Here is a 13357-nt window from a genome sequence, read left to right on the forward strand (position 1 = left end):
TGGACGGCCCCGCGGTGAATCAGCGGGCCGCCGGAGGTTTGGGCAGCGCGCGACCTTGGAAGGTCGGAGACGTCTTGGCCAGGGCGGTGGTCTCGCCGTCCGGCTTGTAGAACCGCGATTCCTGGTTGGCGGTGCGGAACACGAACGACCATGTGGGCCCGTTCGTCGCGGAGTAGGCGAATGCCGTCGGATCCGTCGCCGGGACCGAGGTGTCGTAGTCCGGCTGCGCCTCGACCCATGCGCGCCATTGGCCGGAGCCCTGGATCGTCTCACCGGTGCTGTGGATGCGGTCGTCGGTACCGCGCACGACCACTTCGGTCTTGCCGCTTCCCGGGCTCAGCACTGCAGACGGTGAACCCGCCGCGACCAGGTCACCGACCTGCTCCCAGTTCTGCGGGAAGTTTCCAGAGCCGTCTTGCATCTTGGTCAGGATGTGACCGTCGGCGCCCCGGACGAAGATCCGCAGCCGGCTGCCCGGATAGGTGACCACGGACGCGTTCCCCGAGAACCCCGGGTCGCTCAATGACGCACATCCCGAGACGGTGCCGCGGGCGTAAAGGGCAGTCCGCCATGCACCGGACGCGTCGAGGTAGAACAGTCGCAGACCGTCCGCCACCGGGACCGCGATCGGCGCGGTTGCGGTCGAAACACCGGACACCCCCAGGTCGATCCAGTCCTGGTAAGGGTCGTTCGGGCCGTACTGCGGCAGAGCCCACAAGGAACCGGAGCCGTCGACCGCGAAAGCGACAAGCGTGTCATCCTGCCGCGCGACCGTGACAGTGGAACCCATCGGCTTGTGCACATCGATCCAGTCGCCCCAGGCCGCAGGCTCCTTGGTCACCTGCGTCCGCGACCAGACGTCACCGCTGAGGTTGTGCGCCAGGATGTTGAGCCGCCCGTCAGCCTGCTCTCCTAGGGCCGGCTGCCCGTAGTAGCCCTCCTGCCCATGGATCGGCGTCCACTGGATCGAACTCAGCGCACTCGGATCGGCCTGTCCGTGCATCAGCCGACCGATGCCGTCGGAGTAGGCGAGTTCCAGCGGGCCCAGCGACCCCACGGCAGAAGGCGATGCTTGCACCACCGTCGTCGGGTTGTACGGCTCCGGGTCCGCCGCCGCCTTCACCGCCGACGTAGCCGGCGCTGCGGCACCGGTACACCCCGTAGCAGGCAATTTGAAGTATGCGAACTGATCGACCCACAGACGCACCGCTGAGGAGCTCGCATTGAGAACCGTGACCTTGCCATCGGCGCCGACCTTGGCCGGCAGGGCGCCGCTGTACGCCATCGCCTCCTGGAAGGTCACTGTGTGGGTCTCCGACGCAGCAGTGCCGGACGGGTAGACCCGGATTACGCCACTCCCCTGATTGTAAACATTGGTGATGTTCAGGTAGACACCCGAAACTCCGGACGCCGGGACGCCGCCGACTCCGAGGGGTGCCACAGTATGTGTGCCTCCCGCAGGGACCGTCACATCGTTGACGAGCCGATAGGGCGTGATGGGCAATGTCGCCGATCCTGTGACCGCCGCCGAGGGTTTGGCGAGGTAGCCCGCGGCGTCCAGAGAGACCGTGATTGCACTGGTGCCCGTGTTCTGGATCTTGAACTTGCCGTCAGCGCCCAGGTGACCGATCACCTGGTTCTGAACCAGCAGGCTCAGACCGTAGTCCAGATTGGTGTCACCCGGCAGGGTTCCGCCGGATTCGTAGACGGTGAGTTTTCCCGTGGCGCTGCTTTTGCCTGACATCGTGAAGAGCACATCCGAAACTCCTCCCGATGGGACACCGGCCTTTCCGAGCGGAGAAACCAGGGCGTAGCCATTGGCAGGCACGCTTACCTGACCGATACGCGCCGGCTTGAGCGGTACGAGAGTGTACCCAGGCGTAGACCCTGGCAATGCCGTCGTATACCCGTGCGCGTCGGCATAGACCCGTACCACATTGGACGAGTCGTTCTTCAGCTTGATGCTGCCGTCGGCTCCGACTTTCAGGAACAGCAGATTCTGATTATAGATCGACTTTCGGAACCGGATTGCGGTGTTGTCTTGGATCGTTACACCCGACGGGTAGGCGATCAGTTGCCCGGTACCGTCACCGCTCGTACCCTTCGCCGCTATATTGATCGCCACGGCAGCGACTCCGGAAGACGGGAGTCCCGCCACCCCCGCGACCTTCACGGTCAAGGTTGCACCTGCGGCGATGTCACTTCCGTTCACCAGTTGGCCACGCACCTTGTACCACTGACCAGCCCCAACGGGTGCATCGGGAACGGTTTGGCTCTCCAGCGGGAGATTCCTCTTCGCCGCCGAAGCCGGCGTCAGATCGATCGAGGAAATCAGGGTGACCATACTCAGTACGGCAGCAATTAAGACAGCGAAACGGACGCGAACGCCGATGCCCTGCAAGCCCTGGCCTTTCGTCAGGTGACCGCGAAACAGGATCCGCGCCGTCACGTAGATGCTTCGCCAACAAGATCGTCCAGGCAGTGCACTCTGACAAGATCACAGGCCGGAGGTGGCCAGAGCCCGGCCTGCGGGCATGCCCCAGCTCGCTCTAATCGACAGGCGGATCGGCGAGCGCCGGCGTGATCGCGCTGGCAGCAGGACCACTCCCACACCGTCACCGAGCCGCGCAACTCAACGGCCATCACTATCTGCATAAATTTGATCACAAGAAAAGTGTCAACCTGGAGTCGCCGACGAACGTCGGGCATTACGACAGGGGGGTTTCGGCTATCACAAAGTATATTTACGGACCTACAGAATAAAGGGATCGAAGTGTTGGCCAAGTGCAATGACGAATGACCCACCCCTATCACCGTCAAGCGCTTCCTTGGCTCGCATCGGAGCCCCTACTGCCCCTCCGAGCATGGGGCCGCAGGGAGCCGATCGGGAGCCACCGTGGTCGGACTCCTCTGGACCCGCCACGACTCCCCCGACCGTTTTCGCAGGTGAGAGGACCCCCGATCGACTTCCATCGACCTTGATCGACTGGTCTTCTGTGCCTGGGGGTCAAGGGCCGTGGGTTCAAATCCCGCTGTCCCGACAGAGAAGGACCAGGTCAGAAGGGCTTCGGAGATCATTCCGGAACCCTTTTTCGATCTTGAAGGTCGATGGGGAGCCAAAAGGGGAGCCACCACCATCCGGCCTACGCCGACTTGCCCGGACCGAACACCGCATCGGCCCGGATGATCGACGGCTTGAGCTGGTGCCGGTAGACCTTCCCGGTGACCGCTGGAGGGGAATGCCCGCACAGGTCGGCGATCGCCTCGATGGGCACTCCGCCGTCACTCGTGATCGATATGAACGAGTGACGCAGTTCGCGCGGCGACCAGGTCTCCCGATCCCCGCCTTCTTGGTGATTCGCCGGAGGCTCCCGCCGCACGCTCGCGGCGTCCAGCGGCTTTCCGGTCGTCAAGCAGAACACCAGCCCGCTGTCGTGCCACGCCCCCCGCTTTGAGTCGTTCGGAGGCCTGGCGCGTGTGATGTCGACGTAGGCGTGCAGTCGCGGTGGCTGAGGCGCTTCCAGCACCGGCCTGGGCTTGTTCGAGGGTGAGGACCCGGCTCGGCCGGTCGTACCCTTGGGTGTTTTGACCAGATCGGCCACGTTCGGCATGACCATGTCGCGCGTCTGCTCCTGTCGGAGCGCGCACTTGAAGATTGCGTGCACCAGCCTCTGGCTCCGGGGTGAGAGCGTGATGGAGAGCCCGTCGAGCTACTCATCGACGTCGTCGGCCCGCAGATCAGCGAGGGCGGGGCTGCATTGTCCACATCCGAATTGGCCATCAGCACCAATAGACACTGGTGTTTTTTTGGCGTTCGTTGGATAGTGCTCGCATGAAACGTGCCGTTGCGACCGCCATCGCCGTCGCCATCGCGTCTCTTCCCGCACCCGCCCTCGCGGCCGCCCCCGAGTTGCGTACGGTCTCCCTGCCCTTCCTGTGGCCGACGGCGCGGCTCTACGACGTCACCGCCGACGGCGCGGGCGGGGTCTGGGTCGGCGGCGTGCAGGGCAAGTACTGCCTGCGCTGGGGTGATCTGTGCCCCGTGTACAACGACGGGAACCCGGTCGTGCGGCGCTGGGCGGGCTCGTCGTGGCAGGAGTATCCGCTCAACGGCTGGACGGACCAGGGCGAGATCGCGCGAATCGCCTCGGGCGCGGGCGAGACCTGGATCGCCGGCGGACTCGGCGCCGGCGGGGGTTCGAGCACCTACGTGGCACGCTTCGACGGCTCGGCGTTCCAAAAGGTCGCGGCTCCGGCCAAGTACATCACCATGCTCGCCACCGGCCCGGCGGGCACCTTCGCCAGCGCCTGGGAGCTGGGCGGGAACGGGCTGTTCAAGCGCACCGGCGACACCTGGACCGCCGTCGACGTGCCCGGGATCGACTACGTCGCCGACCTCCAGGCGCTCACCGCGTCCGACGCATGGGCGGTCGGCTACAAGGACGGCCTGCAGCAGGTGCCCGCCGCCGCGCACTTCGACGGCGCGGTCTGGAAGAACGTCCCGCTGCCCGAGGTCAACGACTGGTTCCGCAAGGTCGTCCCGGTCACCGCGAACGACGTCTGGGGGATCACGGCCAAGCGTTTGGCGCACTGGAACGGCACCGCATGGAGCTACATCGCGCCCCCGGCGGGGTACCCCGACCTCGGCGACCTGACCGTGGACGCGTCCGGGAACCCCTGGGTCGCGCCGGAGGCGTCCGCGCCGCCGGAGAAGCCCCCGTACCGCTACAGCGGCGGCCAATGGGAGCCCGTGACGATCCCGGCCGGGACCGCGGTGTACGACCTGGCCGCCGTGCCCGGCGGCATCTGGGGAGTCGGAAGGCAAGGAGAGGACGACCCGGCGGCCCTCAACGGCTCCTAGCGCCCCTGAGTGGGGCCATCACCGAGGACACACCGCGCTGGGCGCCCCAACCGCCCGCGTCGCCAACCTCTCAGGGCAGTACAACTAGCCGGTGCGTCGTGCGCACTCGAAGGTCGGGTTGAGGGCAGGCTGCGCGCCGTGAGCGCATGGGGTGGGCGGGTTCATGATTGCGGTGGACGTCCTCGGCAGGCGGCGCCCGGACGTCGGTCGGCCCGGGGAGGCGATATCGCCTGGCCGACGCGGATTCCCGCGCGGAACGGCGAACGCGTCCTTCGCTTAACGCTCCTCATCAGGGCGGGCCTTCCAGGAGGCCGGACTCGCGGGCCTTGGCGGCTGCCTGGGTGCGGGACGCGGCGCCGAGCTTGGTGAGGATCCTGGTCACGTGGGTGGCGACGGTGTTGGCGGAGATGAAGAGCTCCGTGGCGATCTGCTGGTTCGTCCGTCCGCCCGCTACGAGGCGCAGGACGTCGAGCTCGCGAGGGGTCAGGCCGAAGGCGCGGTCGGACGTGCCGCTCTCGGCGGCGGTGAGGCGGCCGCGGGCCGCGAGGTCGTCGATGCGCGACCGCAGCGGCGCGGCGCCCAGGTCGGCGGCGAGGGCGCGTGCCTCGCGCAATCGGGACCGGGCGCCCGGCCGGTTGTTCGACGCGAGGGCGACGGCCGCGGCCTCCGCCAGCACCACGGCGGTCTCGTGGCGGTTGCCGAGGTCGCGCCAGGCCGCGGCCGCCTCGTCCCAGGCGGGCAGTTCGCCGCTCCCCGTCAGCGCGCGGAAGGTGAGGCGGACGGCATCGATCACCGGTGTGGTGGTGCGCACCGAGCCGAGCATGCGGGCGAGGTCCGCGAGCCGGTCCGCGGTCTCGGCCTGGACCCGCCGGTTCCGCGGCGCGGCCGCGCGCCGGGCCCGCTGCGCGCGTGCGCCGAGCACCGCGAGCCGTGCCGTCTCCTGCGGCGGCCAGGCGTCGGGCGCCGTCGCCAGGTGCTCGCCCACGATGTGGTCCGCCGCGTCGGGGTCGTCCTCGTCGAGCGCGCGGGCGATGCGCAGCAGGGTCAGCCAGGACTTCGCCTCCGCCGCGCCGACGGTGTGCACGGCGAACTCGGTGATCTGGCGCAGGAGCGTCCCGGCCGACTCGGTCTGACCGCGCCGCAGCGCGATGTCGGCGGCGATCAGGCGCAGGAACGCCGCGTAGAGCGGGGGCGGCGCCAGGGCGAGGGCCTCGTCGACGACGCGCAGGGCTTCATCCCAGCGCCCCAGGAACAGCAAGGGGACACAGCGGGCGTGGGCGAGCATGCTGCCGCGGGACCGGGCCTGGCCGAGCCGTTCGGCGGCCGACTCTCCGGTGCGGGCGAGTTCGACGGCCTCTTCGTACCGCCCGCTGTCGCTCAGGAAGGTCGACTCCCACTGGAACGTGGTCAGGAATGTGTGCGCGTCACCGGCCGCATCGGCGGCGCGGCGGGCCTCGGCGAAGGCGTCGGCCGCGGAGTCCAGGTCGCCGCGCGTGCCGTGGAGCGCGCCCAGCACCAGCAGGGCGGGCGCGCGCAGGGCGTCGTCGCCGATGCGGTCGGCGATGTCCAGGGCCTGCGCGGCGTGCCCCTGGCAGTCGTCGAGGTCGAGCGCCATGAACTCCACGAACGCCAGGGCCGACAGCAGCCGTGCGCGCAAGTCCTGCGACGCCTCGGGCGGCGCCAGCGCGACCGCCCGGCGAAGGTCGTCGCGTCCCCCGCCGTCGATGCGGCTCTGCAACCGGCCGCGCAGGCCGAGCAGCCGGGCCGCCCGCTCCGGTTCCACCGCCGGGTCCACCTCGTCCAGCGCCGCGGTGCCGTACGCCACGCCGGCGGCCGACCTGCCCGCGTTGAACGCCGCCGTGGCCGCGCTTTCCAGCACGACCGTCCGGTCGACGCCGATGGTCTCGACCGGCTCTGGCACCTTCGGCCAGTGGTCCAGGACGAGTTCCAGCTGGTGGAGCTGCTCGTCGTAGGCGTTCTGGCCGCCGGCGCGGCCGGCCGCGCGCCATGCGGCGGGCAGCGCCCTCTCGAACTCGCCCGCCGCCGTCCAGTGCTGGGCCAGGGCGGTGGCGCTCGCGGCAGGATCGGCGGACGCGGCGCGGTCGGCGAGAGCGGCGGCGTAACGGGCGTGCATGCGCCGCCGCCGGGGCGGCGGTAACGCGTCGTACACCGCCTCGCGGAGGAGGTCGTGGCGGATCGCGTACCCGTTCTCCCGCGCCACCACCAACTCCCGCGCGGTCAGGTCGCCGAGGGCGTCCCCGAGCTCGCGGGCGGGACCGCCGGCGACCGCGCGGACGAGTTCGTCGTCCAGTTCGGCCCCCGCCACCGCCAGGGCCTCCAGCGCCTCGCGGGCCAGGTCCGGCAGGTCGGTGACCCGGGTGAGCAGGAGCGTACGCAGGTCGCCCGGCGGCGTCTCGCCCGCGGCGCTCAGCGCCTCGACGAACAGCGGGTTCCCGCCGCTGCGCCGGTAGACCCGGACGCTGCGCGCCGGGTCGGGCGGCCGCCCGTCCACGGCCGCCAGGAGCGCGGTGACGTGCCGGCGCTCCAGCGGGCCGAGGTCGATGCGCGACACCGCGCCGCCGCGGCCCAGCTCGGCCAGCATCCGCGAGTTCGGGTGCCGGGCGGCCAGTTCGCCGGTTCGGACGGTGCCGAGCAGCAGCACCGCGGCGCCCGTCAGGTTGCGGGCCAGGTAGGCGAAGAGCTCCCGGCTCGACGCGTCCGCCCAGTGGAGGTCCTCGACCAGCACGACGACGGGCCGTGCCTCCGCCGCCCGGGCCAGCAGCGTCAGCATCTCCTCCAGCAGCCTGGCCGGTCCGTACCGCGCGGGCGCCGGGCCCAGGTCGGGCAGCAGGTCGCCGAGCGCGGTCCCGCCCGGCGGAAGCAGCGCCGCCACCCGGTCGCGGCCGAGGCGGCGCACCAGATCGCGCAGTACGGCGACGAACGGTACGTACGGGGCGCCCTCCGAGCCGAGTTCCAGGCATCCGCCGGACAACACCAGCGGATCACCGGGCAACTCCCCCATCGCCGTGGCGACCAGCCGCGACTTGCCGATGCCCGCTTCCCCGCCGACCAGGAACGTCGAGGGGCGGCCCGCCCGGGACCGCTCGTAGGCCGCCCGCAGCACGGCGATCTCGTCGTCCCGTCCGACCAGCACGGGGCTGACGACAGAACCGGTCATCGCCCCCTCCAAGCCCGGACCGGATGTCACCAACTCTGACGACGACAGCCTGCCATCGATGCCGCCACTGTGAAGGGGTATCGCCCACGACCGAAAGGAACCGTTCGATGACCGGACAGAACGCCCGCCGCACCGTCACCGCCAACATCACGCTGTCCCTGGACGGCCGCGTGAACGGCCCCGGCGGCGAGTACGACATGAGCTGGATCGTCCCCCACGCCATGTCGTCCGCGTCCCGCGACCACATGGTGGCGGTCACCGGCACGGCCACCACCGCCCTGCTCGGCCGCAAGAACTTCGAGGGCTTCGCCGGGTTCTGGCCCGCCGTCGCCGACGACGAGAGCGCCGACCCGCGGGACCGGGAGTTCTCCCGCTGGCTCAACCAGGTCGAGAAGGTCGTCTTCTCCACCACGCTCACGGAGGCCGCCTGGGACAACGCGCGGATCGCCGGCACCGACCCCGTCACGGCGGTCAAGCAACTGCGCGAGCAGGAGGGCGGCGACATCATCGTCCTGGCCAGCTCCAGCGTCATCCGCAGCCTCCTTCAGGCAGGGGAGGTGGATCGGCTGAGCATCACGCTGTGCCCCGAACTCGTCGGCGGCGGCGCGCGGCTGTTCCCCGACGGCCTGTCCGCGTCGTGGACGCTGGCCTCCAGCCAGGTCACCGAGAGCGGCGCGATCTGCCTCCGCTACGACCGGGCCGAGCGCTGAACCGCCTCGAACGCAGCGGCGAGTTCGCGGGCGCCCTGGAGGCGTTCCCGCCCGGTCCGCGGCTCGACCTGCGGCCCGGACGGCGGAACGGCCCCCGCGAGGACCCCTACCTCGCCATCGCCCGGCTCACAGGCGACACCGGTTCCACGCCGGGGTTCGACGTCGCCAGGGCGGTCGCCGACTACGTCGCCTGGCGCTCCGCCAACCCCCGCTGACGACGGACCCGGCGGCACCCGGCCCGCACCTCGCGTAGGACGGGTCAGGTGCCGCCGGGTGGGCTCACCGGCGCGTCAGGGCCTCTGCTCCAGAGGGCGGCCCTGCGAGAAGAATCTCGTCGGAACGACCGCGGGCCGCACCTGTGCGCAGATCGGCGCCGTGCCGGAGGCGGTGAGGGCGGATGGCAGCGACGACGAGAAGCCGGCCGACCTCCAGCGGGCCGCCTTCACCGGCGAGATGCTGCGGGCGTCGTTGATGTCGGCCTATCAGGCGTGGCAGGTCACCCTGCTGGCCGGTGGTCTGGGCGTCCTGTTCACCGGACTCGGTGCCGCGCTGCTGTCCGCCAGAGGCTCCGCGGGCCCGCGGCGGTGATGACCTCGGCGTGCGGGCTTTGGTCCCCGCACGGTGGGACCTTCGTCCCTGGGACGCCCTGTCGAATGACCGTAAGTGTGGCGCTGACAGCGGCAGCATGTGGAGGAGGGCCCATGCCTCACCCCTTTGCGACGCACGCGGGGGTCCGGCGCCTGGTGACGGCGGCGATCGCGGCTCCGTCGGTGCACAACACCCAACCGTGGCGCTTCCGGCTCAACGGCGCGGCGGCCATGGAACTGCACGCCGACCTCGACCGCAGGTTGACCGTGATCGACCCGCGCGGCCAGGCCCTGCACATCAGTTGCGGGGCCGCCCTGCTGAATCTGCGGCTGGCGATCCGCATGACCGGCCACCGGCCGCAGATCGAGTTCTTCCCGGAGGCTCTAGGCCGGGCGACGCTGCTGGCGTCCGTCCGGGCCGTGGACGCGCCCATGCCCTCGCTGGAGCAGGCGGAACTGTACGCGGCGATTCCGCATCGGCGCACCAACCGGCACCCGTTCAGCAAGCGCCTGGTGCCGCAGCCGGTCCGCCGGGAACTGATGTCCGCCGTGCGGACCGAGGGAGCGGCGCTGGCCCTGCCGGGCCCGCAGACCACGGCATACCTGCTCAGCCTCGTCGCCGCCGCGGACGAGCGGCTGGCCTCCGCTGACGAGTATGTCGCCGAGCTGGCCCGGTGGACGCCGGACCGCGCCTGCGGGGACGGCGTCCCCCGGTACGCCTTCGGGCCGCGCCCGAGCGGGCGCGGTGTCCCCATGCGGGACTTCGGCCTGGCCGGGCCGGTGCCCGGGCGGAAGGCCGAGCACTTCACCGCCCGGCCGCAGCTCGGCGTCCTGCTCACGAAGGGCGATGGCCCGGCGGACTGGCTGCGGGCCGGGCAGGCGTTGCAGCGGGTTCTGCTGACCGCCGAGCGGCACGGGGTGTCGGCCTCGTTGCTGTCCCAGCCCCTGGACATGCGCGTTGGGGCGTCCACCGCCACGGCCCCGGCATCGCATGGCCACATCCAGGCGATCATCCGGTTCGGATACGGGCCGCCGGTCCCCGGCACGCCGCGCCGGCCGTTCCCCGAAGTCCTGACCCGCATCTGACCGCCACGGCACCCGAAGACCCGCACGACCCGAAACTCACGATCCAGAAAGGCGGACCATGACCGTCGTGGATGAATTCACCGAGGTGTTCCGCACCGAGCACCGGACGGCTCGGGACCGTGATGTCTGAGCGTCCTTCCCCTCTCATCATCCAGGGCGGCATGGGCGCGGGCGTGTCGGGATGGCGGCTGGCACGCGCCGTGGCCCGGACGGGTCAGCTCGGCGTGGTCTCCGGAGTGGCACTGGACGCCCTGCTGGCACGCGGGCTCCAGGCCGGAGACGAGGGCGGCCACCTGCGCCGGGCGCTCGCCTCCTTCCCGCTGCCGGACGTGACCGAGCGGATCCTGCGGCGCTACTACGTTCCGGGTGGGATCGAGCCGGGTCAGCGTTTCCGGCCCGTACCGAAACTCGGCCTGAACCCGAACAGGATCCGCGACGAACTGACCGTCGCCGGGAACTTCGCCGAGGTCTGGCTGGCCAAGCAGGGACATGACGGCCCGATCGGAGTCAACTACCTGGAGAAGATCCAGCTCGCCACCCCCGCCGCCGCTTACGGGGCGATGCTGGCCGGAGTGGACTACGTCCTGATGGGGGCGGGCATCCCCAGCGAGATCCCCGCGCTCCTGGACGCCCTGGCCGCCGGCTCCCCCGGCCACCTGACGATCAGCGTCGCCGGCGCCGACGACGGCCGCACCCTCACCTTCGATCCGGGGTCACTGGCCGGCCCCGCGCGGGCTCGGCCACGCCTGCTCGCCATCGTCTCTTCGTCCGTCCTCGCGATGTACCTGCACCGGACGCCGGCCACCCGGCCGGACGGGTTCGTCCTGGAGACGGCGATCGCGGGCGGACACAGCGCGCCGCCTCGCGGACGGATGCGCCTGGACGACGACGGCGAGCCGATCTACGGACGGCGTGACCGGATCGATCTCGAAAAGGTCGGCGCGCTCGGCCTGCCGTTCTGGGTGGCCGGAGGATACGCACGGCCCGGCACGCTGGCGGAGGCCCGCTCGGCCGGGGCCGCGGGCATCCAGGCCGGCAGCATCTTCGCGCTGAGCCGAGATTCCGGCCTCGACCCCGCACTGCGGCGACGACTGGTCCAGGAGGCTCTGAACGGCACGCTCCGGATCCGCAACGATCCCTACGCCTCCCCGACCGGGTTCCCGTTCAAAGTCGCCACGCTGCCGGGAACCCTTACCGACGACGACGTCTACGAGAAGCGGCCCAGGTTGTGCGACCTGAGCTACCTGCGGACCCCTTATCTGAAACAGAACGGCGCGGTCGGCTACCGATGCCCCGCCGAACCCGTTGACACTCACGTCCGCAAGGGCGGGACACTCGAAGACACCGTCGGCCGTCGCTGCCTGTGCAACGCGCTCGTCGCCGACGTCGGCCTCGCACAGCACCGGCCGGACGGCTACGTCGAACCGCCCCTCCTGACGCTCGGCCAGGATCTCGGATTCCTGCCCGGACTCGTTCACAAGGTCGGCGCCGACTACGCCGCCGCCGACGCCGTCGACTACCTGCTGAGCTCATGAAACAGATCCGCACCCCTCGCCAAGATCCCGCCGACCGGCCGTTCATCGTGATCTGGGAGGCCACCCAGGCGTGCCCGCTGGCCTGCCGGCACTGCCGCGCCGAGGCCCGCCCCGACCGCGATCCGGGCGAACTCACCACCGTCGAGGCCTGCGGCCTGATGGCCCAGGTGGCCGAGTTCGGGTCCCCGCCGCCGCTGTTCGTCATCACCGGCGGCGACCCGTTCCAGCGACCGGACCTGTACGAACTCGTCCGGCACGGCACCCGCCTCGGCCTGCCGGTCGCGGTCTCACCGTCCGGCACACCCACGCTCACCAAGGACGGTCTCACCGGGCTGAGGGAGGCCGGCGCGCGAGCCATCTCTCTCAGCCTGGACGGCTCGGACGCGCGCATCCACGATGCCTTCCGCGCCACACCCGGCGTCTACCGCTGGACACTGGACGCCTGGCAGGCCGCCCTCGACCTCGGCCTCAAAGTGCAGATCAACACCACCGTCACCGGGCACAACCTGACCGACCTGCCGGAGATCGTCCGCATCGTCCAGCAGATGGGAGCGCTTACCTGGAGCGCGTTCCTGCTCGTCCCGACCGGACGGGGAAAGCTGCTGCCCGGGCTCGACCCGCACCAGGTCGAAGACGTCCTCAACTTCGTCTACGACGCCGGCGCCTTCGTCCCCGCCCGCACCACCGAGGCGCACCACTTCCGCCGCGTCGCCGTCCAGCGGGAGGTCCTTGGGCGGCACGGTGCCGACCACGTGGCCGTTCTCGGCCTGGGGACGCTCTACCAGACCCTTCTGGAGCGGCTGACCGAACTCGATCTCCCCCTGCGGCGGGCACGCCGCCCACCCATGGACGTCAACTCCGCGCGCGGGTTCGTCTTCGTCTCCCACCAGGGCACCGTGCACCCCAGCGGCTTCCTGCCCACCCCGGCGGGCAACGTCCGCCACGACCGGCTGACCGAGATCTACCGGACCTCTCCCCTGTTCACCGGCCTGCGCGACCCCGGCAACCTGACCGGACGCTGCGGCGCCTGCGAGTTCAGGACGATCTGCGGCGGCTCGCGCTCACGCGCTCTGGCCACCTCGGGCGACCCGTACGCGGAGGAGCCCTGGTGCGCCTATAGGCCCGGCTCATTCCCCTACCAGGACGACCTCGCCTCCTACGGACTGAAAACGATCGCTTGATAGGAGCGGACAGCGCTGACCACCGGGGACGAGGGTCTGCCGGCCGGCTGTGCGCGGGGGCCGATTTCCCGCATTGGGGCGAGGAGGTCCTCCCGCGGACGGCCGACGCGCACTGCCCATGGGGACGCACCACGCCGTAGCGGGCGATCTCCCCCAGGGCCGAGCGGTGCATGGTGTTGCGCGAAGCACCGCAGCAGGATGCCGTCCATCGGACGCAGC

At 70.6% G+C, this 13357-nt stretch carries 10 protein-coding genes; 7 read left to right on the top strand and 3 right to left on the bottom strand.

All coding sequences use genetic code 11. The annotated features are described in order from the left end of the window. Window positions 1-19: 19 nt before the first annotated feature. Together ABWI07_RS29550 and ABWI07_RS29555 are read right to left on the bottom strand one after the other, a co-directional pair. The gene (locus tag ABWI07_RS29550) at window positions 20-2449 is read right to left on the bottom strand and encodes a DUF8189 domain-containing protein (RefSeq protein WP_353820504.1); all 2430 of its coding nucleotides are present in this window, start codon (window positions 2447-2449) and stop codon (window positions 20-22) included. Window positions 2450-3143: 694 nt separating this feature from the next. Beyond that, entirely contained in the window at window positions 3144-3665 is a 522-nt protein-coding gene (locus tag ABWI07_RS29555) for a tyrosine-type recombinase/integrase (protein ID WP_353820505.1), read from the bottom strand. 167 nt (window positions 3666-3832) lie between these two features. Between ABWI07_RS29555 and ABWI07_RS29560 the strand changes: the two genes are divergently transcribed. Then, window positions 3833-4861, top strand: a complete 1029-nt coding sequence (locus tag ABWI07_RS29560; protein WP_353820506.1) for a hypothetical protein — start codon at window positions 3833-3835, stop codon at window positions 4859-4861. Window positions 4862-5150: 289 nt separating this feature from the next. On the opposite strand, the gene ABWI07_RS29565 is transcribed toward ABWI07_RS29560, so the two are convergent. Then, on the bottom strand, window positions 5151-8039 hold the full coding sequence (locus ABWI07_RS29565; RefSeq protein ID WP_353820507.1) for an ATP-binding protein: 2889 nt from the start codon (window positions 8037-8039) through the stop codon (window positions 5151-5153). Between the two features lie 107 nt (window positions 8040-8146). Here ABWI07_RS29565 and ABWI07_RS29570 point away from each other — a divergent pair, with 107 nt between their 5' ends. The 6 genes from ABWI07_RS29570 (at window position 8147) to ABWI07_RS29595 (ending at window position 13138) form a co-directional block, all read left to right on the top strand. Further along, on the top strand, window positions 8147-8749 hold the full coding sequence (locus tag ABWI07_RS29570) for a dihydrofolate reductase family protein (protein WP_353820508.1): 603 nt from the start codon (window positions 8147-8149) through the stop codon (window positions 8747-8749). After that, a complete protein-coding gene (locus tag ABWI07_RS29575; protein WP_200841619.1) occupies window positions 8677-8964 on the top strand; it encodes a hypothetical protein in 288 nt (95 codons plus the stop codon). The genes ABWI07_RS29570 and ABWI07_RS29575 overlap by 73 nt, the downstream gene beginning before the upstream one ends. Before the next feature lie 160 nt (window positions 8965-9124). Then, window positions 9125-9337 (top strand): hypothetical protein, encoded by a 213-nt coding sequence (locus ABWI07_RS29580; RefSeq protein ID WP_353820509.1) that lies wholly within the window; start codon window positions 9125-9127, stop codon window positions 9335-9337. Window positions 9338-9450: 113 nt separating this feature from the next. Next, window positions 9451-10422: an Acg family FMN-binding oxidoreductase gene (locus tag ABWI07_RS29585; RefSeq protein ID WP_149256892.1), complete on the top strand. Its 972-nt coding sequence runs from the start codon at window positions 9451-9453 to the stop codon at window positions 10420-10422. Window positions 10423-10544: 122 nt separating this feature from the next. After that, window positions 10545-11957 (top strand): nitronate monooxygenase, encoded by a 1413-nt coding sequence (locus tag ABWI07_RS29590; protein ID WP_353820510.1) that lies wholly within the window; start codon window positions 10545-10547, stop codon window positions 11955-11957. Beyond that, window positions 11954-13138 carry a TIGR04053 family radical SAM/SPASM domain-containing protein gene (locus ABWI07_RS29595; RefSeq protein ID WP_353820511.1) on the top strand — a complete coding sequence of 395 codons (1185 nt, stop codon included), beginning with the start codon at window positions 11954-11956 and terminating at the stop codon, window positions 13136-13138. The genes ABWI07_RS29590 and ABWI07_RS29595 overlap by 4 nt, the downstream gene beginning before the upstream one ends. The last annotated feature ends 219 nt before the right edge of the window (window positions 13139-13357 follow it).

It is taken from the genome of Actinomadura sp. NPDC000600, assembly GCF_040492135.1.
In the GTDB taxonomy this organism is placed as follows: Bacteria; Actinomycetota; Actinomycetes; order Streptosporangiales; family Streptosporangiaceae; genus Spirillospora.

Bases quoted from the DNA above. Each gene is read 5' to 3' on its own strand.
- ABWI07_RS29560 (WP_353820506.1), top strand. From the start codon at position 3,833: ATGAAACGTGCCGTTGCGACCGCCATCGCCGTCGCCATCGCGTCTCTT.
- ABWI07_RS29565 (WP_353820507.1), bottom strand. From the start codon at position 8,039: ATGACCGGTTCTGTCGTCAGCCCCGTGCTGGTCGGACGGGACGACGAG.
- ABWI07_RS29570 (WP_353820508.1), top strand. From the start codon at position 8,147: ATGACCGGACAGAACGCCCGCCGCACCGTCACCGCCAACATCACGCTG.
- ABWI07_RS29585 (WP_149256892.1), top strand. From the start codon at position 9,451: ATGCCTCACCCCTTTGCGACGCACGCGGGGGTCCGGCGCCTGGTGACG.
- ABWI07_RS29590 (WP_353820510.1), top strand. From the start codon at position 10,545: ATGTCTGAGCGTCCTTCCCCTCTCATCATCCAGGGCGGCATGGGCGCG.
- ABWI07_RS29595 (WP_353820511.1), top strand. From the start codon at position 11,954: ATGAAACAGATCCGCACCCCTCGCCAAGATCCCGCCGACCGGCCGTTC.